The sequence below is a fragment of the Fusobacterium varium genome (assembly GCA_021531615.1).
In the GTDB taxonomy this organism is placed as follows: Bacteria; Fusobacteriota; Fusobacteriia; order Fusobacteriales; family Fusobacteriaceae; genus Fusobacterium_A; species Fusobacterium_A varium_C.
This window is the reverse complement of sequence record JADYUE010000010.1, coordinates 20,054-38,374: the sequence shown is the minus strand read 5'-3', so window position 1 is coordinate 38,374 and position 18,321 is coordinate 20,054. Positions and strand designations below refer to the sequence as shown.

31 protein-coding genes are annotated in these 18,321 nt (G+C 27.8%); 18 read left to right on the top strand and 13 right to left on the bottom strand.

All coding sequences use genetic code 11. From position 1 onward, the window contains the following. The 4 genes from I6E31_05505 to I6E31_05490 are packed head-to-tail and all read right to left on the bottom strand — an operon-like array spanning position 1 to position 1,888. Positions 1-297: a hypothetical protein gene (locus tag I6E31_05505; protein MCF2639429.1), complete on the bottom strand. Its 297-nt coding sequence runs from the start codon at positions 295-297 to the stop codon at positions 1-3. Further along, on the bottom strand, positions 275-697 hold the full coding sequence (locus tag I6E31_05500; GenBank protein MCF2639428.1) for a hypothetical protein: 423 nt from the start codon (positions 695-697) through the stop codon (positions 275-277). Before I6E31_05500 ends, I6E31_05505 begins: the two co-directional genes overlap by 23 nt. Further along, positions 663-875, bottom strand: coding sequence for a hypothetical protein (locus I6E31_05495; GenBank protein ID MCF2639427.1), 213 nt, complete (start codon positions 873-875; stop codon positions 663-665). Before I6E31_05495 ends, I6E31_05500 begins: the two co-directional genes overlap by 35 nt. Positions 876-913: 38 nt before the next feature. Further along, positions 914-1,888, bottom strand: a complete 975-nt coding sequence (locus I6E31_05490) for a helix-turn-helix domain-containing protein (protein MCF2639426.1) — start codon at positions 1,886-1,888, stop codon at positions 914-916. A 253-nt stretch (positions 1,889-2,141) separates the two neighbouring features. Here I6E31_05490 and I6E31_05485 point away from each other — a divergent pair, with 253 nt between their 5' ends. Next, positions 2,142-2,249, top strand: coding sequence for a GlyGly-CTERM sorting domain-containing protein (locus tag I6E31_05485; protein MCF2639425.1), 108 nt, complete (start codon positions 2,142-2,144; stop codon positions 2,247-2,249). 317 nt (positions 2,250-2,566) lie between these two features. Here the strand turns inward: I6E31_05485 and I6E31_05480 are convergent, their stop codons facing one another. Both I6E31_05480 and I6E31_05475 read right to left on the bottom strand, forming a co-directional pair. Then, entirely contained in the window at positions 2,567-2,791 is a 225-nt protein-coding gene (locus I6E31_05480) for a hypothetical protein (protein MCF2639424.1), read from the bottom strand. 240 nt (positions 2,792-3,031) lie between these two features. Further along, complete coding sequence (locus I6E31_05475; GenBank protein ID MCF2639423.1) at positions 3,032-3,286, bottom strand: hypothetical protein; 255 nt, start codon at positions 3,284-3,286, stop codon at positions 3,032-3,034. A gap of 237 nt (positions 3,287-3,523) precedes the next feature. On the opposite strand from I6E31_05475, the gene I6E31_05470 reads away from it, so the two are divergent. From I6E31_05470 to I6E31_05460, 3 genes are all read left to right on the top strand, one after another. After that, entirely contained in the window at positions 3,524-3,745 is a 222-nt protein-coding gene (locus I6E31_05470) for a helix-turn-helix transcriptional regulator (protein ID MCF2639422.1), read from the top strand. A 90-nt stretch (positions 3,746-3,835) separates the two neighbouring features. After that, on the top strand, positions 3,836-4,834 hold the full coding sequence (locus I6E31_05465; GenBank protein MCF2639421.1) for a hypothetical protein: 999 nt from the start codon (positions 3,836-3,838) through the stop codon (positions 4,832-4,834). A gap of 104 nt (positions 4,835-4,938) precedes the next feature. Continuing rightward, entirely contained in the window at positions 4,939-5,550 is a 612-nt protein-coding gene (locus tag I6E31_05460; GenBank protein MCF2639420.1) for a hypothetical protein, read from the top strand. Between the two features lie 23 nt (positions 5,551-5,573). On the opposite strand, the gene I6E31_05455 is transcribed toward I6E31_05460, so the two are convergent. Both I6E31_05455 and I6E31_05450 read right to left on the bottom strand, forming a co-directional pair. Then, the gene (locus tag I6E31_05455; protein MCF2639419.1) at positions 5,574-6,014 is read right to left on the bottom strand and encodes a hypothetical protein; all 441 of its coding nucleotides are present in this window, start codon (positions 6,012-6,014) and stop codon (positions 5,574-5,576) included. 145 nt (positions 6,015-6,159) lie between these two features. Beyond that, on the bottom strand, positions 6,160-6,489 hold the full coding sequence (locus I6E31_05450) for a hypothetical protein (GenBank protein MCF2639418.1): 330 nt from the start codon (positions 6,487-6,489) through the stop codon (positions 6,160-6,162). Positions 6,490-6,633: 144 nt separating this feature from the next. Between I6E31_05450 and I6E31_05445 the strand changes: the two genes are divergently transcribed. Continuing rightward, the gene (locus I6E31_05445) at positions 6,634-6,936 is read left to right on the top strand and encodes a hypothetical protein (protein MCF2639417.1); all 303 of its coding nucleotides are present in this window, start codon (positions 6,634-6,636) and stop codon (positions 6,934-6,936) included. Here the strand turns inward: I6E31_05445 and I6E31_05440 are convergent. Then, positions 6,931-7,212, bottom strand: coding sequence for a hypothetical protein (locus I6E31_05440; GenBank protein MCF2639416.1), 282 nt, complete (start codon positions 7,210-7,212; stop codon positions 6,931-6,933). The genes I6E31_05445 and I6E31_05440 overlap by 6 nt on opposite strands. Positions 7,213-7,358: 146 nt before the next feature. Here I6E31_05440 and I6E31_05435 point away from each other — a divergent pair, with 146 nt between their 5' ends. Continuing rightward, positions 7,359-7,667 (top strand): hypothetical protein, encoded by a 309-nt coding sequence (locus I6E31_05435; protein ID MCF2639415.1) that lies wholly within the window; start codon positions 7,359-7,361, stop codon positions 7,665-7,667. Here the strand turns inward: I6E31_05435 and I6E31_05430 are convergent. Further along, complete coding sequence (locus I6E31_05430; protein ID MCF2639414.1) at positions 7,654-8,043, bottom strand: hypothetical protein; 390 nt, start codon at positions 8,041-8,043, stop codon at positions 7,654-7,656. The genes I6E31_05435 and I6E31_05430 overlap by 14 nt on opposite strands. A 127-nt stretch (positions 8,044-8,170) precedes the next feature. On the opposite strand from I6E31_05430, the gene I6E31_05425 reads away from it, so the two are divergent. Beyond that, positions 8,171-8,629, top strand: a complete 459-nt coding sequence (locus I6E31_05425) for a hypothetical protein (GenBank protein ID MCF2639413.1) — start codon at positions 8,171-8,173, stop codon at positions 8,627-8,629. On the opposite strand, the gene I6E31_05420 is transcribed toward I6E31_05425, so the two are convergent. Then, positions 8,622-8,849, bottom strand: coding sequence for a hypothetical protein (locus I6E31_05420; GenBank protein MCF2639412.1), 228 nt, complete (start codon positions 8,847-8,849; stop codon positions 8,622-8,624). The two genes, I6E31_05425 and I6E31_05420, sit on opposite strands and share 8 nt — an antisense overlap. A gap of 76 nt (positions 8,850-8,925) precedes the next feature. On the opposite strand from I6E31_05420, the gene I6E31_05415 reads away from it, so the two are divergent. Both I6E31_05415 and I6E31_05410 read left to right on the top strand, forming a co-directional pair. After that, the gene (locus tag I6E31_05415; GenBank protein MCF2639411.1) at positions 8,926-9,540 is read left to right on the top strand and encodes a hypothetical protein; all 615 of its coding nucleotides are present in this window, start codon (positions 8,926-8,928) and stop codon (positions 9,538-9,540) included. A gap of 20 nt (positions 9,541-9,560) precedes the next feature. Continuing rightward, the gene (locus tag I6E31_05410) at positions 9,561-9,698 is read left to right on the top strand and encodes a hypothetical protein (protein ID MCF2639410.1); all 138 of its coding nucleotides are present in this window, start codon (positions 9,561-9,563) and stop codon (positions 9,696-9,698) included. A gap of 158 nt (positions 9,699-9,856) precedes the next feature. Here I6E31_05410 and I6E31_05405 read toward each other — a convergent pair whose 3' ends face one another. Together I6E31_05405 and I6E31_05400 are read right to left on the bottom strand one after the other, a co-directional pair. Further along, the gene (locus I6E31_05405) at positions 9,857-10,414 is read right to left on the bottom strand and encodes a hypothetical protein (protein MCF2639409.1); all 558 of its coding nucleotides are present in this window, start codon (positions 10,412-10,414) and stop codon (positions 9,857-9,859) included. 2 nt (positions 10,415-10,416) lie between these two features. After that, positions 10,417-10,752 carry a hypothetical protein gene (locus tag I6E31_05400; GenBank protein MCF2639408.1) on the bottom strand — a complete coding sequence of 112 codons (336 nt, stop codon included), beginning with the start codon at positions 10,750-10,752 and terminating at the stop codon, positions 10,417-10,419. Between the two features lie 217 nt (positions 10,753-10,969). Between I6E31_05400 and I6E31_05395 the strand changes: the two genes are divergently transcribed. The 9 genes from I6E31_05395 (at position 10,970) to I6E31_05355 (ending at position 18,318) form a co-directional block, all read left to right on the top strand. Further along, the gene (locus tag I6E31_05395) at positions 10,970-11,515 is read left to right on the top strand and encodes a helix-turn-helix transcriptional regulator (protein MCF2639407.1); all 546 of its coding nucleotides are present in this window, start codon (positions 10,970-10,972) and stop codon (positions 11,513-11,515) included. 126 nt (positions 11,516-11,641) lie between these two features. Further along, positions 11,642-11,869 (top strand): helix-turn-helix transcriptional regulator, encoded by a 228-nt coding sequence (locus tag I6E31_05390; protein ID MCF2639406.1) that lies wholly within the window; start codon positions 11,642-11,644, stop codon positions 11,867-11,869. Between the two features lie 178 nt (positions 11,870-12,047). After that, entirely contained in the window at positions 12,048-12,269 is a 222-nt protein-coding gene (locus tag I6E31_05385; protein ID MCF2639405.1) for a hypothetical protein, read from the top strand. Between the two features lie 173 nt (positions 12,270-12,442). Continuing rightward, positions 12,443-13,519, top strand: a complete 1,077-nt coding sequence (locus tag I6E31_05380; protein ID MCF2639404.1) for a hypothetical protein — start codon at positions 12,443-12,445, stop codon at positions 13,517-13,519. Positions 13,520-13,704: 185 nt separating this feature from the next. Continuing rightward, positions 13,705-15,021, top strand: a complete 1,317-nt coding sequence (locus I6E31_05375; GenBank protein ID MCF2639403.1) for a DNA modification methylase — start codon at positions 13,705-13,707, stop codon at positions 15,019-15,021. Between the two features lie 8 nt (positions 15,022-15,029). Then, on the top strand, positions 15,030-15,773 hold the full coding sequence (locus I6E31_05370; GenBank protein ID MCF2639402.1) for a helix-turn-helix domain-containing protein: 744 nt from the start codon (positions 15,030-15,032) through the stop codon (positions 15,771-15,773). Between the two features lie 115 nt (positions 15,774-15,888). Then, complete coding sequence (locus I6E31_05365; GenBank protein MCF2639401.1) at positions 15,889-16,362, top strand: hypothetical protein; 474 nt, start codon at positions 15,889-15,891, stop codon at positions 16,360-16,362. After that, positions 16,337-18,103: a phage terminase large subunit family protein gene (locus I6E31_05360; protein ID MCF2639400.1), complete on the top strand. Its 1,767-nt coding sequence runs from the start codon at positions 16,337-16,339 to the stop codon at positions 18,101-18,103. Before I6E31_05365 ends, I6E31_05360 begins: the two co-directional genes overlap by 26 nt. Further along, positions 18,100-18,318 (top strand): hypothetical protein, encoded by a 219-nt coding sequence (locus tag I6E31_05355; protein MCF2639399.1) that lies wholly within the window; start codon positions 18,100-18,102, stop codon positions 18,316-18,318. The genes I6E31_05360 and I6E31_05355 overlap by 4 nt, the downstream gene beginning before the upstream one ends. The last annotated feature ends 3 nt before the right edge of the window (positions 18,319-18,321 follow it).

The window sequence follows — 18,321 nt, the reverse complement described above, 5'->3', positions numbered from 1 at the left end:
CTAAATATAATTTTTATTTTCAGGATCATAACATAATATTTGTAGTTCCTTACAACCGCTTAAAGCTTTTATTTGTTCTTCAATTTCTACTTTTGAAGTCCTTAAAGGTAAAAAAATTGGTGAATGAAAATCATTTTCACTTAAAACTAACTTATTACCTTCCATTTTTTTTACATTAACTCTATTTAAAACCCAACATCTTTCTGCTATTGTCCCACTCTCATTTTTTGACTCTAGCTTATCTAAATAAAAATGATAAGTATCAGTAACATATTTAAACATTTTTATTATTTGCATCTTTCCCCTCCAACCTTTTATCTTTAAAAGTTCTATCAAGAACTATAAATCTTCCTTTTTCAATATGCTTCCTAACAGTATTGAAAGACATATGAACATCTTTTGCAGCATCAGCAAGAGTTTCATAAACAATTCCTGTTTCAAGATCTTTAAGAATTGTTCTCCTTCCCCTATTAAATTTTCTTTTATCAATAATCAATTTTACAGATTCAAAATTATTGATAAACTCTTCAAAGAAAGGAATGAATAATTCTTTTGCTCTCTGAACAATAAAATCTTTTTCCCAGTCATTAGCATTTAGTATTTTTCTAACATCTTCATCTTTCAAGCCTAAAGATTCTATAAAGTATCTAGCATCCTGAAATTTATCTTTTGCCATGACCATATTTTGTGTAGTCATATTTTCCTCCCTCCATGTAATCTTTGGGATCAGGTGGAACAATTTTTCCAAAACATAGTTGTAAACGATATAGGTCAAAAATTAATTTTCCTGCATATTGAACCTCGCTGTATGGTTCAGGATCAATCCCCAAAGCTTCACATAACTTCCATATCTCATTCATTTCTGCAATAGTCATCTTTGGATGTCTAAAATTATTATTTTCCATTTTAACTCCTATAACTTCAATGCTACTTTTAGTTGCAACTTAATAGTATTAAGATACATAGTAGGATTGTTGTCTCTCATAATATTTAATATTTTTTCATCAGCTCCACTTTGATTTATAAAGAGATTAATAGCTTGTTTTTCAACTTTTAATCTCTCCACAGGAGGCAAACTATTAAAGAGAGCTACTGGATCAGCACAATCAATTTTATTTTCTATTTTCTTTTGCTTTTCAATAGCTTTCTCTTTTTCAATAATAGCTTGTCTAGCAGTAGCAGTCATTTGTCTCTCCTGCCTCTCTATTTTTATAGAGAATAGAGCAGGAGCATTAACTACTCCAGGAGTAGCTTTAATGTTCTCCCAAGTTTCCTTTAGGTACTGCATAACCTGCTGAGGTTTCATTTTTTTAAGTAGAGCTTTAATTGAATTTTGATTTTTAGTAGTGTAACCTACTTCAATATTTTTAAAGAAATTTTTAAAAGAATCAGGATCAGAAGAAACAACAGAAGTAGGATTTTGAATATTGGCATCTGTGTTGCTCTTATCATGATCTTTTATATCAGAGTTCTTTATATGTTGTTCTTTATAGTGGTCGCTGGGCGACGTACCTGGGTCGCTAGGCGACTGAGGTAAAAAAATATCCTTACATATTTCAGATAATTTTTTTACAGTGTAGATATTAGAATCATTATCACCATTAGCTTTAGGTCTCAAAGTTTTAGTGATGTATCCTTTATCCACTAATTTTTTAATATATTTTTTTACAGTAGTAACTCCACACATAGCAGATTTTGCTATTGTAGAGATACTTGGGAAAGCTATGCCATCATTATTATTTGCATATCTTTCCAAAACGATATAAATCATTTTCTCTTGGATACATTCAAACAGATCCTTGTGTACAACTTGGTCCATCTCTTCATCAAAAGAGCTGTAACCATCTATAATTATATTTTCAACCTTGAAATATCCTACTTCTGTCACTTCTTTCACCTCCTTTTTAAAACTATAAATTCTTTGAAGTAACTTTTTTACATTGGAACTCTCCTATTTGACTTTTTGTAAAAAAACTGATACAATTTAAGTACCTAGAACCCGTATGGGGAACTTGAAGTTGATAGAATAATAAAAATCGTTATGAAATAAGCTTTCACCTTGGTGGAGGCTTATTTCATGTTTACAAAGAGTAACGACCTTTGTAAGCAGTAGATTCTATCAACTTTGAGGAGGTACAGAAATGACTGTAACAATTCAGCATCTAACAATTAATTTTGACGGAGGAGCAATTCTTCTAGGTGGATTACTTCTTCTCATTTTTATTTTGTTAGTAAGAAAGTACAGATAGTCATTCTGACCTCACACCCTACGGGGTTTTTATTACATTGACTTTTTGTAAAAAAACTGATATCATTTAATTCCAAGGAAACCTTGTAGGATGAAATGATTAAAGTGTTGAATGAAATAAGCTCTCACAAGCCGTCGTGGGAGCTTATTTCATGTTCATACTGACCTCACACCCTACGGGGTTTTTTATTTACTCATCTTCTTCTATTGCCCATTTTAGCTTATTATATGCAGTGAGATTAATTCTCTCATCATCATATAACTCCTCAATTAGATCCAATAGCTCTTGTCTTTTATATTCGTTCATTTTTATTCCCCCTATTTCTTTTCCTTAAATCTTATAGCATCTAAAGTTATTTTTGCCCTCTTGCAGAAGTCTATATCCACGTCCAAGGTTACTAGTTCAATACTAAATCTCTCTCCTCTGTCCATCATCTCTTTTACTAGATGATTTTTAGCAGATTGTTCAGAAGTATAAGCTTTCATTGGAACTCCATCAGGAGTACATACTACATAGATAACACTGTCAAATATTTTAGTCATCTATATCACCAGCAATAACAGGTTTAATCTCTTGAGCTTTTTCCAATCTTGCTAATGCTTCTTTAAATGTTATATTTCCAAATTCTTTAACTAACATATTTAAAAATTGAATACTCATATTTATCCTCCTAAAAAATTGAACTTTGATTTTTTTAAATAAATATGATATACTCATCTTATGGATTGCGGATGAGCACATCATCACCTAAAAGGGAGCTTTTGTGGAGAAGCTCTCTTTTTTTATTGGTAATCTGTTTCAAGTTGACTGTGTAGAACTCCAAACTGGAAGTATTCTTCTTTTACATCATTTTGAAACTCATAAATTTTATCCTGGATAATTCCAAGAAGTTCAAGCTGTTCTTGATCGTGAAGTTTATTTTCTAAGTTAGATATAAGCTGATCAAGTTCAGCTTTTTTTTGACTAGAAATAGTTCCAATCATTTTTCTTTCTTCAGCTTCTTTTAGAAACCTTAGAATACTCTGTTCTTTTTCCATTGCAAATCTCCTTTATCAAGTTTTCATTGAAACCACCTCCTAAAACTAATTTTAAAACTTTTTTATTTTTTAATTAGTAAAATGTTTTAATTAACTAACTATATAAAAACATTTATTAGCTAATTGAATAGTAACACTAATAATATGAAAAGTCAAGCAAAAAATATGATTAGTCATATGTTTTTGTTTGATACCTGTTTAAAAAAATGATATAATCGTAAAAAAAGGAGGTTGACTATGATTAAAAATCATTTATCTAAACTAATGGGTGAAAAGAGATACACAATAGTTCAAGTAGCAGAAAAAACTGGAATGAGTACCTCTACAATTTCCAATCTTTATAATGAAAAAGTAAAAAGAATGGATTTTGATACATTAGAAAAATTATGCAAATTATTTAATTGTAAAGTCCAAGACTTAATAGAATATATTCCAGATGAAGAATCATCAGAGAACTAATCTACTCAAGAGAGCTACCAAGAAAAAGACTGGGGGTCTTTTTTCTATGCTTCTTGGTAACTCTATTCAATAGATTAGGGGGAAAGATTTATGTTATATTTTTTTTATATTTATTCGTTTTTAAGTTTTAGTCCATTTTTTATACTCCAATTATTAAAGAATCCTATTAAAAATAAATTTATTAATCTATTTTTAATAATTCTAGGAAGTTTTAAAAGCCTTTTTGATATAGTTGTTTATTATACATTTTTTACTGAGCTTGGAATAACAGGAAAAGCTATAACAATAATGATGTTTTTTATAAACATAATATTTTATTTTAAAGTTTCTAATAATTCCAATCAACCTCTAAATAAAGAGAAAAAAGTAAAAATTATAAATGAAAGAATTTCTAAGATTAATTTAAAATCTAACACTTCTAAAAAAAGTTATAAGAGTATTATTCAAGAAGCTAATGACTATTTCAATACAGGAGAAATTTTTTCTTTTTATTATAAAGGAGCTTCAGATGTTGAATATAATCTTAGAAATATAGTGATAAATGATATATACAATACTCATTCTTATACATATATAGAAGGAATAGATATAGATATAGATTCTCAACGAACTTTTAGAACTGATAGAATAATATCAACAACTCAAAAATTGGATATTCTATCAGAAGTTGAGTTTGAAGAATTAAAAGTTTTTTATGAAAAATCAAAACAAACAAAACAATTAATAGAAAAAATTAATTTTACTAACCCTGTAAAGTTTTTTGATATTTCAGAAGATATAGATATTACTTCAGTCCTTTCTAACAATGGTTTTATAAAGAAAAATGGAAAAAACTGTCAAGTATTTGATGCTTCTTTTAAATATTTAGGAAGCAAATTATGGAGCATTACTTCATTGAAAAAAAGGCATCCATATATATTATCTCCTGTGAGATCTATATTTATAGAAAATCAGAATTATGCTTTTTTTGAAGATATTTACACATATTCACCATCACTAATTGAACAGTTAAATAATTATGATGAGAAAAAAGTTCAAGAAGCAGAAGTACTTTTAAAATTAAGAGACAAAATAAAAACTAATTCCTAGAACTAATCTACTCAAGAGAGCATCCTAGAAGAAAATTGATTGGCAGTCAATTTGTAATCTTCAAATTCTAGGACACTCTATTCAATAGATTAAGGGGGAAGTTTATGGAAGAAAATAAAATATTAAAATTTTTAATTAAAGGATCTGCAAAAGAACCATACAAAGTAACTTTTTGGAGAGAAAAAGATAATTTTAGAAGTGCTTGTACTTGCCCAGCAGGGAAAAAAGGAATGTATTGTAAACATAGATTCCAACTACTTGAAGGCGATACTTCTAATTTAGTTAGTGAAAATATAGAAGATTTATCTTTTTTACCTGAAATGTTCAGTGGTTCAGATGTTGCAGAAATATATGATGAATTTAATTTATTAAAAAAACAAGAAACTGTATTTAAAAAAATAAATTCTTTAGTAATTCATAGAACTTCTAGTGAAGAAAAAATACTTAATGAATTACCTACTAAAGAAATGTTAGAGCAAGGATACTTTATATTAAAATTTGGTAAAAATTGTTATTTTTATAATAACAATTATCAATGTATTGGTGTAACAAGTATGAATATTACTCAATTAAAAAAAGTATACCCTAATTTATTAAACACTCTAAGAATTTCAGCTTTATATACTTATTCACAAGAAATAATAAGTTGTATAGAACAATATAATCCTATTAATGTAAAAACAATAAATGAAGCAATGAAAAAAGCTATGAGATAATTTTAAGCTAATAAAATTTGCTTTTAGCTACCTTTGATATAGAAAATTTCTTGAGCAAGACAAGAAAATAATAAAAATCTATGTGTATAGTAATCTAAAAAAATATACTTTTTATTAATTAAAAAATTACTCTTTTTAAAACATTTTTGAATAAAATTATTTTTAAAATATTTTTTAGTTGGAATTACCACAAGATAGATATAATCATCTTTATCTTTTTGATCAAGATGTAATACTTTTCTAAAATAATTACTTTTTAAACAATTTCTTTTAAAATTATTGTCTTTTATGATAATAGTTTTTATATTATTAGAGTTTTTTTCTTTAAATTCTAATAATGATTGATATTTGTTAGATAAAGAACTCCAAAGATTAGTTGTATAATAATCTAAAATTTGGCTTTTATTGAGAAAGTTAATACCTAGAAAAGTTATTCTATTATTTTTAAATTTTTTTATTTTCATATACACTCCAATCTTAATAAAATACTACTGCTAAATTACTTTATTTTAATGGCTCTGACTTTAAAATATATGATAAAAATGCAGAGCCATGTGAAGAATATAGTAATCGTGAAAAAATAATTATAAATATTTAATTTTTACAATTTTAATTACCAAAAAGAATATTAAGAAGCTCATTTTTTGTATATGAGAGCTTTTTTACTTTTGTTTTTAATTTAGTATATTTAGGTTTTTTTATATTTTTTCTTTTAAGAACTTTCTTTTGATAAAAATATATATAAGCTTTTTTTACATAATAAAAATTTAAAAAAGCTACTGCCAATTCTATTTTTCTATATGATTGAATTTTTAATTTTAATTTTTTTTCTATTCGGAGATCTTGTGCTACCTTATAGTAAGCTCTTCTATAAGCTCTTTTTAATGGATATAGCATAGTTAGTTCAGATGGCATTTTTCTATGTTTAATTTTCTTCAATTTTTTTCACCTCGCTTTTATTTGAGTAATCTACTCAAGAGAGCTACCAAGAAAAAGACTGGGGGTCTTTTTTCTATGCTTCTTGGTAACTCTATTCAGTAGACTACTACTGAATCCCCTTTGGCAGTAGCGAAAGGAGAAGATATGCAAAAATTTGAATTAAGATATTTTGATGGTTCATTTAATTTATGTAAAATTAATTTATTAGCTGAAATTATTGAACAATCAAAAGAAAGATTAAAAATAAAACCTTTAGAAAAAAGCTCAATAATTTATAAAGTTTTAAAATCTTCTGATGTTTGTGGAGCAATATTATTAAAAAATAATATAGTTATCTTTGAAGGAAATTTTTATCCAATATCAGAAGAAGAGCTAACTATTGTTAAAAATAATTCTTTTGATCCAGCTCCATATTATTCAGAAAATATAAAACTAATAGAATTATAAATACCTTATTATCTCTAAATAAGAGTAAACTTTTCTTTTTATTTTAATTTTTGAGTTGAATGAGGATCTTATTTTTCTTTTTCTTTTTTTACCAAAAAGAAGAGAAGCTTCTACTCTAAATCTGTTTTTAGAATGAATTTGTTTAACTTTAATTGATGCTATTTGCCAAGGGTTTGTTAAAGTATGATTTAATATAGATTTAAAATATTTTTTTCTTAATCTATTTCTTTTAAAAAAATCATAAGTCTTTAAATTAAACCTTTTAATTTTTTTCAATATTTTCACCTCACTTTATTTGAGTAATCTACTCAAGAGAGCTACCAAGAAAAAGACTTGGGGGTCTTTTTTCTATGCTTCTTGGTAACTCTATTCAGTAGACTACTACTGAATCCCCTTTGGCAGTAGCGAAAGGAGATGATGTTTTGAAAAATATAAAATTAAGAATAAACACTTTTTCTAAAAATTATCAAATAAATTTTCTTGGAGAAGCTGATGAAGAGCTAACTCTTATGGGACAAAAACTTTTTCATTTTAAAGTTTTAAGAAATCAAGAAAGAATGACTGAAATTTTAAATATTATTGGGTCAGACTATTTTTCAGCAACATTTTATATTAATAATATCCCAGTTGTTATTGGCAACTTTGTTTATAAAAATTATGAATTTACCTTGATAGCTCAAAAAGCAGAAGTTCCTCCAATATTGGATGATGAAGAAATTATTGATTTGTAATTTTAAAATATTTTAAAAGCAACTCAGTTTGAGTATATTGTTTTTTTCTAAAATAAATATATTTTTTAAAAATAGGTAGTTTATTTCTTTTATTGGATAATATCCATTTAAAAGATTTTTTTGCACGAATTTTGACATTGACAGCTACTGCCATTCCATAACTGTGTTCAATAAAAATGTGGTTATGGACTTTTAGTAACTTCCTTCTAGTTTTTTTCATATTACGAAAAGCAGTTATTGGAACATTAAAACTTTTATAAAAGCTTGGAAGAGTTATTCCACTTTTATTTAAATTTTGTGAAATTATTAATTTTTCTTTATATTTTCTTCTAAAAGGATGTTTTAAAAGAGAAATAGTTCTTTTAATTTTTTTCAATTTTTTCACCTCACTTTATTTGAGTAATCTACTCAAGAGAGCATCCTAGAAGAAAATTGATTGGCAGTCAATTTGTAATCTTCAAATTCTAGGACACTCTATTTAATAGATTAAAGGAAGTGAGAATATGTACCCAAGTAAATTTTTAATATCTAGTGCGATTATTTCTGAAGTACCTAAAAGTATTAATTTTATTAGAGGATATAGAAGTTTTCAGTTATCAATAAATCTTGGTAAAAGGGACATTGATATAGAGTATTTAGATGATAATGAAGAACTACAACCAAAACATATTTTTTTAAATGAAAAATATTCTCTTTTACAATTTCCAAAACAAGTTATTTCTTCAGAAGAAAAAAAATATGCCCTTCTTTTTAAAGAAATATATTATAAAAATATTTCAATAAATAAATTAACACTAGTAATATACGGAACTGATAAAGAAAATTTTAAATATCAGGTTCAAGATTTTGAATTTGAAATATATTTGACACTTGATAATATATGTGTTATCAATCTAAAAATTCTTAATCAAGAGCTTTTAAAACTAGAACAAGAGCTAGGATCACCTATTTTTTTTAATTAATATCAAGTTGCTCTAAAGCTTTGAGAATAATTGCTTCTTGACTTTCAATTCCTTCATACAGTTCATCTGAATGTAATAGTGTGAGAACCCCAGTTAAAATATAAGTACTACACAATTTTTTTAGATTATCATTATTTCGTCTAATTAGCTCTGCAATTAGATCTTGAGTTGTAAATTGTTTAAAAATTTCATGTTTAGGAAAAGTAATTTTGTTATTCATATAAAAACCTCCAAATTTGATTTATTAAGAAAATAAAGTTATAATATTTATAGTATTTTACAAAGGAGTGATTAATATGGATATAGTAAATTTAATTCAATTTCTTTTTATTTTTCTACCTGGAATAGCATGTGTAATTTTAGTAAATTATGCTATTTTAGATGATGCTAAACTAGACTTTAATAGAGGAGTAGCTTATTCTTTTATAGTTGGAGTTCTTTGTTATCTCCCGTTAAACTTATTTGATAAGGGAGAAACACTAAAAACCCTGTTATCAAAGAATCCTAGAATTTCTCCAGCAGAAATAAGTTTAGCTTTACTATTTGTAATTCCATATTCTCTATTTTTTACTTGGGTAATTAATGGAGAAAAATATCATTATTTTCTCAGAAAATTAAGACTTTCAAATAAGTTAGGTAAAAAATATCTAGCTCAAGGGTTAATATCATCAAAAGATGAATCCTTTGAAAGTATTAAACAATGTTGGGTATCAATTAGATATCAAAATAAGGAACAAGTTTATATAGGCTCACTTCAAGCATTGAATATTATAGAACAAGGATATTTTGAAATTTTACTAAAAGATGTAAGTGCCTATTTTGACAATAAAGATATCCCTAGTTATGAATTAGAAGCTATATACTTGTATGAAAGACCTGAAAATATTGTAATTGAATACCATAAAAAATAATCAAAGAAGGAGGAATAATCTTGGCAAAAGATCCTAAAGTTATTAGTAAACCAGATTATAATTCTGTGTCAAAAACATCTAGTTCAATAAATAATAGTGCTGAAATGGCTACTGGAAATCATCCAACAACTCCAAAGCCACCAGTTAAAAAGAAATAGTTGATTATTCACTCCTTTGTAAAACACTATAATTTTAAATAATTATTTTCACCTCACTTTTTTGAGTAATCTACTCAAGAGAGCATCCTAGAAAGACTATGACAGGTCTTTATTTTTCTATATCTAGGATACTCTATTCAGTAGTTTAAAAAATATTATTAATAATTTTCAGGTAAACTCCATTTTTCACATAATCTTACAGGAATTTTATTTTGTGATACTCTTATTTCACTTTCTATATAGTCAACAATAGTTTTTCCATCATCTGTAACTCTCATTATCCAAGTTGCTGTCCCATTTGGTACACTATAAAGTCCATTAGGATCAGCTTGCTGTATAACATTTGTCTGATCTCCCCAATGAGGCCCCATATCAAGATCTCTAGTTATTGTTATTTTTTCTGGATTAGTATATTGAGTTGTATAAGAAATTCCAAAACCTATACATTTTCCTTCGTATACCCATTTTCCACTCATGTTGTTTTTAGTGTAAAAATAGTTTATTAATTTTGGATTATCTCTCATTTCAAGAATTTTTTTTAAAGTTTTTTTCTCATAAAAATTTGAAATATTAGGCAATCCAACACTTTCAATAGCTTGTTTAGATAATGTCTCTTGTTTCTCTCTTTCTATATCAGTTGATGTTTTTTGTGCTGGAACTGATTCACAACCTACAACTATCCCTATTACAGCACCTATCATTAGTAATTTTTTCATTCTTAATATCCTCCTCTAATACTTTCTAAAAAATGTCTTAAATTATTATTTTCTATCAAATTGCTATCAAAATTAGCAAATTCAGATTTTATATTATTAGCTATTATTTGTTTATCTTCATCATTAGCTAAGTCATATTGCATTTTATAGTTATGTAATGTTTGAATTGAGTTTTCTACATAAGGTTTAGAGCTTTTAAAAATTTCTCTATCACTATTCATTATACTTTTTCCTACTTCTGTTCTAACTGTTTTATTGTATAAAACATTATATTTAGCACAAGAAAATGGTAGTACTAACAATAATAATCCTATCCCTAATATTCCTATTATGCCCATTATTTCACCTCCTTACAAATTGTTTAAAATTTTAAAAATGTCACCTCCGTATTAGTTTTTTAACTTAATTATAAAATAAAAGTTTTTCATCTTATTAAGAGTATAAGACAAATAACTTATAATTGTCAATATATAAAAAAACAATTTTTTATACTTACAATTTTTATAAGTTTTGTAGTAAAATAAAATAAGATTTAAAACTTAGGAGGCAATAAAAATGTTTGGAAAAATGTTAGAAGAAATTATGCAAAAGAAAAAAATAAAAGTTAAAGATTTAAGCATATTATCAGATATAACAGAGGGGTATATTTCAGACTTAAAAAAAGAAAAAGCACTTCCTAGAAGAAATAAATTAGATGCAATTTTAGAAAATCTTCCACTAACTAAGGAAGAGAAAGAAGAATTATTTTTAGCTTGGGAGAAAGATTCTGCTCCTCCAAGTTTTACTGAAAAGTATGAAAAGTTAAAAAAAGAAAATGAAGAGTATAAAGAAATATTGGGAAAATTAGAGGATTCTGATTTATTTGATCAAATAAAAATACAAAAAAAAATTACAGAAAAACTAGAAAAAGAGAAAGAAAAGAGCGATATTTATCTTCAACTTTTTAAAATGATGTCTGAAGAGGATAGAAATTATATTTTGAAAAGTATACTTAGAAATATTGAATGTGATTTAAGAGAAAAAGGAATCTATGAAGAAAATAAAAAAGAATTAAAAGAATTAAAAAAAGCTATTGAAGATGGGATTAAATATGATTTTTAAAATAAAAGAATAATTTTTTAGAGCAAAGATTTTTATCTTTGCTTTTTTTTATGTTGACAAAATTAGATTATTAACTTATTATTAAGTTAATAAGAAATATAAATTATTAAAAAGGAGGGCGATCAAATGAAAATTTCTCAGATATTAAGAAAAAGACTAGATGAATTAGTTTTTTCTAAGATGTCTAAGGCTGAATTATGCAGACGCTTAGATATAAAACCTCAGTCCTTGCAAAATAGTTTAAAGCAATGGGAAGCTGGAAAAGGTTTTAGAATGTCTACAGTGGAAAGAATAGCAGAAGTAACAAATATTCCATATGAAGAGCTCTTCAAGTCACCTAAAGAAGAAAATTAATTTTTATCAATTTTTTTCTTTAAAACAATTATTTTTTTTAAAAATTCTGAAATTGTAATTGTTGATTTATTGTTATTTTTTTTATTCTTCACAAAGATTCTCCTTATATATTTTTTAGATAACGTTATCTATTTAATTATAGCAAAAGAAAGAAATAAAAGGAATAAATGGAGGGACTATGGAAATACAAGAAAGATATAAATTTATGTATAAAGCATATCTAGGAACAATTATTCATGAAGGAATAGAAAAAAAGTTAATTGTTGATAAAGATTGCAGCGGATCATTAAAAGAGATTAGACGTAAAGCAAAAATTTCAAAGAAAACTTTTCCAGAGGCTAATATAGTATTTTATCAAAAATTTTCCAATGGTTGGAAGGAGATAAAAATTAATTATTAAGTGAGATCTGTTTATTTCTCTCCTGTAAAATGCAATTTTTAACTAACAATTTTCTTATAAAAATTTAAACAGATCTCATTGAGTAATTAAATATTAGCAGGAGCAATCCTGACTTTATCAGAGAACATCAATCAGATTGATGTTTTTTTATAAAGTAATAAAGGAGAAAAAAGATGGTAGGACTAGACAGGGCAGTGGTCTGGGTAGAACTGGAAGTTGAAGCTGACCTTGTCATTCTTGCAATACAGAAAAGATTTAAGGATATACAGCCTAAAAAACTTGCAGGAACTACCCAAACTTTTATTATTAATCAAGAGAATATCAATGAGATTAAAGTTAGAGAAAAACAAGACAAGGTAGTAATAAAAATAGATTTTTCATATGCTAGATTTGGGAATTTAGATAATCTATATCCTTTATCTGACAGTACAAAAAAAATGATTGTAGATATGAAAATATTAACTATTTTGGAAGATATAACTCTTGAAAAAATAAGTTTATCTCAAATTAAGTATGATTATTTAGAGATCTGTATTCAAGAAGATATTAAGTCTTTTTATGATTTTCACAATATTATTATTACTTTTTATAAAGCATTAAGTAGAAATATAAAAGCTAAAGAAAGGCTTCAATTTAATAATTTTGATGTAAATCAAGACTTCTTTTATTCTACAGGCTTTATTTTTCAAATGGATAAGGGCTGGAAGTTAAGACTATATAGCAAGTCCCATGAACACAATAAAAAGAGTATTAATAAAAGTTATGGGGCAAAAATGAGAATAGAGCATAAGCTTTCATCAACAATGATTAAATATTTTGGATATTCAAATATAGTTGAAGATTTGACTATTGAGTATCTAAAAGAAAGTGTAGTAAATAAAATTGGTTTAATTTTGGTTAAGTATCTTACTTCAGAGATAGAGAGAGATATAAAAATACTTTTGGAGAAGATGAAAGGTTATAAATCTAGAGAGATAAAAACATTAGTAAGAGATCTCCAGGAGCATATCCTGGATGAGAAAGTTGTAGGTTATGTCATTACTGTTTTATCAGAAAAAAGCAGTAGACAAGTTAGAAGATATAAAGTTCAAGTTAAAGAAGCATTAGAGGAAGCTCAAACAAGAGGGAGTCCAAAAAGAAATAATTTTGGGAATAGAGAGAGATTAGAATTCTTTATAAATAATTTATTACAAATTAAAAGTAAGGTTAAATGTTCATATAGTGAGGGTTTAACCATTTCGTTTATGTAAAAAGGTCACAAATATGTCCGCTTTTTGAAGAATTTTTTTATAAGAGTTCCCTAAAAATAAGGGTTTTGGAGCTGTTCCTCGCGTGATAATAATATAGGTTGCGGGGATTTCTAAAACAAAACAGTTATAAATTCAAGAAATAACTTAGTTTTTTATACGAAATTCAACGAAGGAAGGTGAGATGAATGGAGATATTAGAAATAGAAATAGAAAAAATAAGTTTAGATGAAAATAATCCTAGAACATCTACTCCAGAGCAAATAGATAGCTATAAAAGATTATTTACAAGATTAGGAATGATTATTCCAGTTATCCTAAGTTATGATAATAAAGTTCTTTATGAAAATGGGAAATTTGAAGCAGCCCAACAATTAGGATTTAAAAAAATTAAAGCTGTAAGAATAGAAAAACTTACAGATGAGGAATTAAATGCTCTTAGAATTTTAGAAGTAAAAGCACAAGAGCAAGGACAGTGGAATGAAAAGAAACTTTTTGAAATTCTATCTAATATGAGTGAAGATCTAGTAACTATGATTGATATTGATATGCAAGCTTTAGAAGAAAAAATAGGCATGGAATTAGATAATCTTGATGAGATAAAAGAAGTTGATACACCAGAAGTTGAAGAAAATTATTTTTCTCAGCAAGGAGATATTTATTTGCTTGGTAATCATAGACTAATGTGTGGAGATTCAACAAAGCTTGAAGATGTTAAAAAATTGATGAATGGAGAGATAGCATCATTGATGGTAACAGATCCTCCTTATAACATAGATTATGAGAGTGACTCTGGAATGAAAATAAAAAATGATAATATGCAATCTAGTGAGTTTTATAGTTTTTTAAGTAAATTTTATAAAAATGCCTTTGAAGTTCTTGAGGAAGGAGCTGCATATTATATATTTCATGCAGATTCTGAAGCAATAGCATTCAGAAAAGCATTAGAGGAAGCTGGATTCAAGTTATCCCAATGCTTAATATGGGTAAAAAATAGTTTTAATTTATCCAGACAAGACTATAACTGGAGGCATGAACCATGTTTGTACGGTTGGAAACCTGGCAAATCTCACTTCTTTGTAAAAGATTTCACACAGGACACAGTGATCGAGGAGATAGAAAGTTTAAAGAAGAAATCAAAAGAAGAGTTAATTCAATACATAAATTCTCTAAGAGAGGAGCTAGAAAAAAGTTCAACAATTATAAGAGAGAATAAGCCATTAAAAAATGATGTGCATCCTACAATGAAACCTTTAAAACTCATTGCAAGACTAATGCTAAACTCTAGTAAAAATAATCAAAATGTCTTAGATCTATTCGGAGGTAGTGGAAGTACTTTAATAACAGCTGAGCAGCTAAAAAGAAAAGCATATTTAATGGAGTTTGATCCACAGTTTGTTGATGTTATAGTCAAAAGATATAAACTTTTAGGAAAAGAAGATATTACTCTGATAAGAAATGGACAAGAGTATAACTGGCAAGATATTCAAGAAAATTTTAAATAGGAGCTTTAATGAATATTATAGAGAAACTAGATAAAGAAAAATTAGGAATATTGCATCTCTATATGCAACTAGAGAAACAGAAGTTTGGAAAAACTAAAAAACATAGGTATGAAGAGATAGCAAGAAGAACTAAAAAATCTATAAATACAATTAAAAGTTGGATAGCTAGATACTATGTTAAATATCTTGCTTGTTTAGAGGAGATAGCAGTAGTTGAAGAAAATGCAACGATATGCAATTTAGAGGGCTTGACAGAAAAACAAACAGCTTATGTAATTGCAAGAATGAATGGATATAGCACACAAGAGGCTAAAGAGATAGCAGGATATGCTAAGAGTACCAAGGCAGCAGATATAGAGAAACATCCAAAGATTCAAAAGACAATGATAGCACTAAGAGAAAGATTATTTGAAGATACAAAACTTGGAGCTGAACAAATAGCTAATGATTTAAAAGAGATAGCTGTATTAGGGATGAAAGGTATTGAGGTTATAGAAACAGTATATCATGATGAGAGCAACGGAACATTAGGAAGAATAACTTCTAGGAATGTTAAGAAAAAAACAATATATAATCTCTCAGCATCACAAGCAGCATTAAAAGAAATAAACAATATGCTTGGTTATGAGTATATGGGAGAGATCAAAGCTGAAAGAAAGGCTGGTAAGTTAGAAGAAGAGCTTCTTGAACTAAAGATAGAGAAAGCTAAAAAAGATTTAAACAAGGAGAATGCTCCTAAAGTCCTAGACTAGCCCCAAGGTACTGTCTAGCCTAAATTCCATTGTGGCTCTGTGAGGTCCGAAAGTTTTCAATTCTGGGATTTTTTTAGGACTTGCCAAAATTTTTTGGGGAATGGTGATAGAAAAAATGATAGGGAAAAATGAGCCAGAGGTAATAGCCACAGAGAGTAGAATGGCTAGGATATTTGGATTTTCAGAGAGAAAAGTTAGAGATTATTTTAAAGATGCTAGAATTGCTCCAGCAAAATATGATCTGCTTTTAGGAATAAAAATTTTTGTAGAAAACTCTTCAGGAAAAGATGAGATAGCAGAAGCAAGAAAAGTAGATACAGATATGAAAAAATTTAAACTTGCAATACTTCAAGGTGAATATCACCATAAAGATAGTATTGAATTGCTTGTTTCTGATATGTTAGCAAGGTTTAAAGCTAAACTTACAGCACTTCCTACTAAGGCAAGTATACAGTTATTAAATATTAGCAGTAGAAGAGAAATAGAAAATATTTTAAAGACTTTGATAGGAGAAAGTTTAAAAGAACTATCAGAGTATAAAGAATTAAAAATGGAGGATATTGATGTTGATAGAGCAGAGGACAATTAATTTTTTTGCAAGTTTATTAAAAATATTAGAACCTGCTCCTGATTTAACCATAGGAGAGTGGGCAGATAAGTATAGAATTCTTTCTAAAGAGAGTTCAGCAGAGTCAGGTAGATGGTCAACAGATAGAACTCCGTATATGAAAGAGATATATAACTGTTTAACAGATAGCCATACAGAATCTGTAACTATAAAGAGTAGTAGTCAGGTAGGCAAAAGCGAAGCTCTTTTAAATGTCCTTGGAAGATATATGCACTTGGATCCATGTTCTATTCTCTTTGTTCAACCTACAGTAGAAGATGCTAAATCATTTTCTAAAGAAAGAGTTGAACCAATGATAAGAGATACTAAAGTTCTTAGAGACTTAGTAAAAAAAGCAAATAAAAAAGCTGAAGGAACAGTTCAAGGAAAGATGTTTCCAGGAGGCTTTGTAAGATTTGTTGGAGCAAATAGTCCTTCAGGATTAGCCAGTAGACCTATTAGAATAACTTTGCTAGATGAAGTGGATAGATTTCCACAATCAGCAGGAGAAGAGGGAGATCCAGTTAAACTTGCTGAAAGAAGAACTACAACTTTTTTTAATAGAAAAATGCTGAGAGTATCTACTCCAACAGATGATACGACTTCTAAAATTCAAAAATTATATCTTGAAGGATCACAAGAGGAGTGGTGCTTAGCTTGTCCTCACTGTGGAGAGTATCAACCTTTAAAATGGGAATATATCCATGATGATGAAGGAATTATAAAAATGGAGTGTCAAAGTTGTGGAATTATGGAAGTTGAAGAGCTTTGGAAAATTAATAATCAAGCAACAGGAAAATGGATTGCTAAGTTTCCAAAGGAAAAAGTTAATAGAAGTTTTCACCTTAATGCTTTAGCTTCTCCGTGGGTAACTTGGAATGAAATGTATGAAGAGTATCTTAGAGTAAAAGATGATGAGATGAGAATGAGAACTTTTACAAATACTATGTTGGGAGAAACATTTGTTTTACATCTCAATGAACAACTAGATTATGAAGCTCTTTTTGAGAGAAGAGAGGAATATGGAGCAGAGTTGCATCCTAATATAAAATTTTTAACTGCTGGTGTTGACGTTCAAGACAACAGGCTAGAAGTTTTAGTTGTTGGTTGGGGATATGGATATGAGAGTTATGTAGTTCAATATAGGGATTTTCCAGGTAGCCCAGGAAAAGAAGATGTTTGGATTAAACTTGATGAGTTTTTAAGAAAAAAGTTCTCATTTAAGAATAAAAAGCAACTTCCAATAGCTTGTACTCTTATTGACTCTGGAGGACATCATACAGGAAATGTATATAAATATGTTGCAGGAAAGGCTGTAAGAAATATATTTGCAATCAAGGGACAGGGAGGATTTGGGATTAACATTCTTAATGGTTTTAGAAAAACTACTAAGAAAGGGGTTCCAAGTATAAACTTGTTGAGTCTAGGAGTTAATGCCTTAAAAGATTTAGTTTATACAAGATTAACTATTTTAGAGGGGAATGGAACTGTTCATTTTCCAGCAGATTCTACAAAGGGTTGTGGAATGGCATTCTTTGAAGGGTTAACGGCAGAGGTAAAAGTTAAAACTATGTCAGCTAAGGGAGAGAAAATTGAATGGCAAGTACTTCCAGGTAGAAGGAATGAGCCTCTTGACCTTATGAACTATGCAACAGCAGGAATGGAACTTCTAGGAGTAGATTTAAGTAGTGAAAAATACCAAAGTAAAGGAGAAAAAAGATGATATTTACTAAAGAACAGTGTCAAAGACATTTAGATATGTGGCTTGCAGCAGAAGAAAAGGTGGCAATGGGGCAGAGCTACACAATAGGAAATAGAACTTTAACAAGGGTAAATGCTTCGGAAATTGCGAAAAATATAGAGTTATGGGCTGAAAGATTGGAACGAGCTGAAGGAAAAACTGGACCTAGATTTGTTCAATTTATTCCAAGGGGGTAGAAA

Bases quoted from the DNA above. Each gene is read 5' to 3' on its own strand.
- I6E31_05505 (MCF2639429.1), bottom strand. From the start codon at position 297: ATGCAAATAATAAAAATGTTTAAATATGTTACTGATACTTATCATTTT.
- I6E31_05500 (MCF2639428.1), bottom strand. From the start codon at position 697: ATGACTACACAAAATATGGTCATGGCAAAAGATAAATTTCAGGATGCT.
- I6E31_05495 (MCF2639427.1), bottom strand. From the start codon at position 875: ATGACTATTGCAGAAATGAATGAGATATGGAAGTTATGTGAAGCTTTG.
- I6E31_05485 (MCF2639425.1), top strand. From the start codon at position 2,142: ATGACTGTAACAATTCAGCATCTAACAATTAATTTTGACGGAGGAGCA.
- I6E31_05480 (MCF2639424.1), bottom strand. From the start codon at position 2,791: ATGACTAAAATATTTGACAGTGTTATCTATGTAGTATGTACTCCTGAT.
- I6E31_05475 (MCF2639423.1), bottom strand. From the start codon at position 3,286: ATGGAAAAAGAACAGAGTATTCTAAGGTTTCTAAAAGAAGCTGAAGAA.
- I6E31_05470 (MCF2639422.1), top strand. From the start codon at position 3,524: ATGATTAAAAATCATTTATCTAAACTAATGGGTGAAAAGAGATACACA.
- I6E31_05465 (MCF2639421.1), top strand. From the start codon at position 3,836: ATGTTATATTTTTTTTATATTTATTCGTTTTTAAGTTTTAGTCCATTT.
- I6E31_05460 (MCF2639420.1), top strand. From the start codon at position 4,939: ATGGAAGAAAATAAAATATTAAAATTTTTAATTAAAGGATCTGCAAAA.
- I6E31_05455 (MCF2639419.1), bottom strand. From the start codon at position 6,014: ATGAAAATAAAAAAATTTAAAAATAATAGAATAACTTTTCTAGGTATT.
- I6E31_05445 (MCF2639417.1), top strand. From the start codon at position 6,634: ATGCAAAAATTTGAATTAAGATATTTTGATGGTTCATTTAATTTATGT.
- I6E31_05425 (MCF2639413.1), top strand. From the start codon at position 8,171: ATGTACCCAAGTAAATTTTTAATATCTAGTGCGATTATTTCTGAAGTA.
- I6E31_05420 (MCF2639412.1), bottom strand. From the start codon at position 8,849: ATGAATAACAAAATTACTTTTCCTAAACATGAAATTTTTAAACAATTT.
- I6E31_05415 (MCF2639411.1), top strand. From the start codon at position 8,926: ATGGATATAGTAAATTTAATTCAATTTCTTTTTATTTTTCTACCTGGA.
- I6E31_05405 (MCF2639409.1), bottom strand. From the start codon at position 10,414: ATGAAAAAATTACTAATGATAGGTGCTGTAATAGGGATAGTTGTAGGT.
- I6E31_05400 (MCF2639408.1), bottom strand. From the start codon at position 10,752: ATGGGCATAATAGGAATATTAGGGATAGGATTATTATTGTTAGTACTA.
- I6E31_05395 (MCF2639407.1), top strand. From the start codon at position 10,970: ATGTTTGGAAAAATGTTAGAAGAAATTATGCAAAAGAAAAAAATAAAA.
- I6E31_05390 (MCF2639406.1), top strand. From the start codon at position 11,642: ATGAAAATTTCTCAGATATTAAGAAAAAGACTAGATGAATTAGTTTTT.
- I6E31_05385 (MCF2639405.1), top strand. From the start codon at position 12,048: ATGGAAATACAAGAAAGATATAAATTTATGTATAAAGCATATCTAGGA.
- I6E31_05380 (MCF2639404.1), top strand. From the start codon at position 12,443: ATGGTAGGACTAGACAGGGCAGTGGTCTGGGTAGAACTGGAAGTTGAA.
- I6E31_05375 (MCF2639403.1), top strand. From the start codon at position 13,705: ATGGAGATATTAGAAATAGAAATAGAAAAAATAAGTTTAGATGAAAAT.
- I6E31_05370 (MCF2639402.1), top strand. From the start codon at position 15,030: ATGAATATTATAGAGAAACTAGATAAAGAAAAATTAGGAATATTGCAT.
- I6E31_05365 (MCF2639401.1), top strand. From the start codon at position 15,889: ATGATAGGGAAAAATGAGCCAGAGGTAATAGCCACAGAGAGTAGAATG.
- I6E31_05360 (MCF2639400.1), top strand. From the start codon at position 16,337: ATGTTGATAGAGCAGAGGACAATTAATTTTTTTGCAAGTTTATTAAAA.
- I6E31_05355 (MCF2639399.1), top strand. From the start codon at position 18,100: ATGATATTTACTAAAGAACAGTGTCAAAGACATTTAGATATGTGGCTT.